General features: G+C 62.3%; 4 protein-coding genes. 2 read left to right on the top strand and 2 right to left on the bottom strand.

The window, feature by feature from the left end:
* Positions 1-316: hypothetical protein (locus tag ACIREA_RS29560; RefSeq protein ID WP_397385912.1), on the bottom strand; the 316-nt coding region annotated here is incomplete at its 3' end.
* Between the two features lie 121 nt (positions 317-437).
* Here ACIREA_RS29560 and ACIREA_RS29555 point away from each other — a divergent pair.
* Both ACIREA_RS29555 and ACIREA_RS29550 read left to right on the top strand, forming a co-directional pair.
* On the top strand, positions 438-890 hold the full coding sequence (locus ACIREA_RS29555; RefSeq protein ID WP_397385911.1) for a hypothetical protein: 453 nt from the start codon (positions 438-440) through the stop codon (positions 888-890).
* Positions 891-997: 107 nt separating this feature from the next.
* Positions 998-1,507, top strand: a complete 510-nt coding sequence (locus tag ACIREA_RS29550; protein ID WP_397385910.1) for a universal stress protein — start codon at positions 998-1,000, stop codon at positions 1,505-1,507.
* Positions 1,508-1,741: 234 nt separating this feature from the next.
* Here the strand turns inward: ACIREA_RS29550 and ACIREA_RS29545 are convergent.
* Positions 1,742-3,079, bottom strand: a 1,338-nt coding sequence (locus ACIREA_RS29545; RefSeq protein WP_397385909.1) for a class II fumarate hydratase, incomplete at its 5' end; no start/stop codon positions are given.

Raw genomic sequence — 3,079 nt, 5'->3', positions numbered from 1 at the left:
CAATGATGATCTGCGGCTTTTGGCGGGGTCCGCCTTCCGGGTAAAGCTGCGTCTGCAGGGCCATGATCTCCTCCCGCGTCATGCCGAGCCGGATGCCTTCGTAAAAGGCTTTGTAGCTGCGGTAGCGGGCGTCCATCCACTCCGGATGCATGGCATAGACCACCAGCCCGGCGGGGGCCAGCGTCACCAAGGCGATCAGCACCAGCAGCACCTTCAGCCCCCAGCTGCGCACCCGGAACACGGTGATCAGCATGATCACCGTGGCCACGGCACCAAGAACAGCCAGAATAACGATGGGATGGGTGGAGGAACTCATGCGCCCGGCATGCTGAGTGATGCCACTGGGAAAGGCGATCAAAAAAATAGTCCCTCCCCTCCCCTTCAGCCCTGTTTGTGTACCACCGGAACAAGATCGCATGCCGATGTACTCATAAACCATGCACCCTTCCGAATCCGCCTCCACGTTTGAAGCCGCCCTCACCACCGCCGGCACGACAGTGCAGCAGCTGGATGCTGCCGCAGCCCTGACGCAGATGGAGGCCTTCTACCGCGATGTGCGTGCGGAGAAATGCATCATGGACGAAGAAGGCGACACCCTGCACTGCCAGTGGGGCGGGAACGAGCAGGGCACGGAGAAGACCTTCCAGCTCGAAATCTCCCGCCATTTCATCGAACCCGGGGATGAAGATGAAGACGGCATGAGCCAGCTCTCACTGACTCTGACCTATGCGCCTGCCCCGGCTCTGCTGGCCCTGGAGCCCGGCACCTTCCTGTGCAGCCAGCCCGCTGAGCTGCCGGAATTTGAAAAATCCATCCGCGCCAGCCAGCCTTTCCAAGCCCTCGCGAAGCTCAAGCCGCAGCAGGCAGCGCTGGCGTGGTGGCCGACGTGACACGCAGGGTCGCCCCCATGCGACGCAGATAGCCCCACCCGAAAAGGGACCGGGAATCGTATCTTTGATGGGGCGCGCAACGCGCACAAAACACCCCCCTTCAAGCCATGAAAACCATTCTTGCACTCATCGACTTTTCCGATGTCACCCCTCAAACCCTCAAGCAAGCGGAAGAACACGCGAAGGCCTTCGGGGGTGATGTGATTCTCATCCACGTCGTGCCGCCAGAACCGCTGGTGGTGGATTTTGAGCCACCCGCCGTCCCGCCGGACGTGTTCAAATCACGGCAGAAGCAGTTGTTCCTCATGCGCGACACCTTGATCGATCACGGGGTGAAGGCCACGGCGCAGGTGTTCGGCGGCCTGCTGCTGGAGACCGTGCTGGACCAGATCGCAAGCATCGCCCCCGACATCATCCTCATGGGTTCCCATGGCCACGGCGCGCTGTACCATCTCTTCGCCGGGAGCGTCACGACAGGCGTCATCAAGCAAGCCGGCCATCCTGTGCTGGTCATCCCGAGCGTGCCCGCCCCAGAGACCCATCTGGTGAAAATAGCAGCCCGGAAAGCCCAGGTGGCGCGTGTTGGCCCGCTGGGTGACGTTCCCGCCCCGATTTGATGGCAGGATGAAGAGAAAGATTATTTGTTATAGCGGTTCGCAAAACTCATTTCCGTTTAGCAGGCTGCTTCTTGCTCGAAGATCATAGGCTTCGACGGCGGCTGGCTGAGGACAGCCAGCACTACCAGCGCTGGACATGCGGGCACCCGGCGCGAGGTAGGGCGGCTTGTCCTCAAGCCGCCGCCGAGCGTCTCCAGGCTCGCTTTCCATAAATCAGTTTCGCATAACGCTAGATCACCCTCCGCCGCCGCCCACCATCGCCGCATCCGGCCGGGTCATCCTCGCAGGATCCAGCGCCTCGTTCAGCTCCGCTAGCGTGATACCGAGCTCCGCAAGCCGCTGCAGGCAGAGCTCTCGCACCGGCGTTCCCGTTTGGGCGCTCTGCTTCGCGATTTCAGCGGCCTTGTCATAGCCGATCTTGGAATTCAAACCGGTCACCATGGCGAGGCTGTGCTCGATGAAACTTGTGCAGCGCTCCCGGTTTGCCACGATGCAGTCCACACAGCGCGTGGCGAAGAGAGCGGTGGCATTTGTCAGCAGCTCGATGCTTTCCAGCAGCGCCGCAGCGAGCGCGGGCATCATCACATTCAGCTCCAGATTCCCATTGGCGGAGCACCAGGTGACGGTGGTGTCGTTGCCCATCACCCGCGCGCAGACCTGCATGAGGCTCTCGCACATCACGGGGTTCACCTTGCCGGGCATGATGGAACTGCCGGGCTGCGTGGCAGGAAGCATGATCTCGCCGAGAGCGCACTGCGGGCCGGAGCTGAGCCAGCGCAGATCGTTGGCGATCTTGAAGAGGCTTGTGGCCATGGTCTTGAGCTGGCCGCTAACTTCCACGAGGGCGTCCTTCGCCGACTGCGCCTCGAAGTGATCCTGCGCCTCCTTGAAAGGCAGGCCGGTCTTCTCAGCGAGCAGCGGGATGGCACGGGCGGGTATTTCCGGATGGCTGTTCAATCCCGTCCCAACCGCCGTGCCGCCCAGCGGCAGCTCCATGAGGGCGTTCAGCGCCTTGTGCCCGCGACTCACCGCCAGCTCCGCCTGCCTTGCGTAGCCCTTGAACTCCTGCCCGAGGCGCACGGGTGTGGCATCCATCAAATGCGTGCGGCCGATTTTGAGCACGTCCCAGAACTCCTCCGCCTTCGCCGCCAGCGAATGCTGCAGTGTTTCCAGCGCCGGGAGAAGCCTACGGTTCAACTCCTGCGCCACGGCGATGTGCACCGCCGTGGGAAAGGTGTCGTTGCTGGACTGCCCCATGTTCACATGGTCATTCGGATGCACGGGATCCTTCGCACCGAGGGGCCTGCCGACGATCTGGCAGGCGCGGTTTGCGACCACCTCGTTCACATTCATGTTCGTGCTCGTGCCGGAGCCGGTCTGATAAATGTCGATGACGAAATGCGCATCGTGCCTGCCCTCCGCCACCTCCAAGGCCGCCTGCTCGATGAGCGAAGCATTGTCCTGCGGCAGCAGTCCCAGCTCATGGTGCACACGCGCCGCCGCCCACTTGATGAGCCCATAGGCATGAATCACAGGCAGCGGCACGCAGCGCCCACTGACCGGGAAATTGAG

This window comes from Prosthecobacter sp., assembly GCF_044373815.1.
In the GTDB taxonomy this organism is placed as follows: domain Bacteria; phylum Verrucomicrobiota; class Verrucomicrobiia; order Verrucomicrobiales; family Verrucomicrobiaceae; genus Prosthecobacter.
The sequence above is the reverse complement of the archived record's forward strand: the minus strand, read 5'-3'. Positions and strand labels throughout refer to the sequence as shown.

What these genes read in the sequence shown, in the direction of transcription:
- ACIREA_RS29555 (WP_397385911.1), top strand. Translation starts at nt 438, where the DNA reads ATGCACCCTTCCGAATCCGCCTCCACGTTTGAAGCCGCCCTCACCACC.
- ACIREA_RS29550 (WP_397385910.1), top strand. Translation starts at nt 998, where the DNA reads ATGAAAACCATTCTTGCACTCATCGACTTTTCCGATGTCACCCCTCAA.